Consider the following 596-nt stretch of genomic DNA (forward strand, 5'->3'; position numbering starts at 1 on the left):
ATACCAGCTTTGATCAAATCTCGAATGGCCGCTACTGGCAAACAGGCGTCAACTTGCTCAAATGCGGTGCTCATCACCTGATTGACTGGCCGTTTCCAAAGTCGATGTTCGCGCTCGGTTTCTAAATCTGTCCCCATCGCTGGCGTCATGTGCAAGTTGACTTGCTCTTTGGTGATCAACCCAACGCAGCGGTTTTCATTGATAACCACTAAAGGTGCGCTTGGGCTCAGATTCATGTATTCCACCGCCAAAGACAGCGGTTCACCTGGGTCGAGTCGGCGCACATCGTGATGACATAACGACTGTAACATCGCATCTTGAGTCGGTTTAACCATCACACCATTAAAAAGTGTGTCATGTGCTTGAGCCGTATCGAGTAGTACCACTGGCAACGCCTGAGAAAAGAGGAAGCCCTGCATGTAATCAACACCAATACCAGCCAACACTTCGAGCTCGCGTTGTGACTCGACACCTTCGGCAACCACCTCGACGTTCAGCTTGTGTGCCAAATCGGTAATGGTTTTGACGATGTTATAACTTGTACTGCCCTCATGAATATTCTTGACGAACTTGCGGTCGATTTTTAGTACATCAAA

1 protein-coding gene is annotated in these 596 nt (G+C 48.5%); it reads right to left on the reverse strand.

Annotated features, from left to right (window positions below; all coding sequences use genetic code 11):
- Nucleotides 1–596, reverse strand: a 596-nt coding sequence (locus tag R7O13_RS28850) for an EAL domain-containing protein (protein ID WP_318305458.1), incomplete at both ends; no start/stop codon positions are given.

This window comes from Vibrio sp. Y176 (assembly GCF_033438945.1).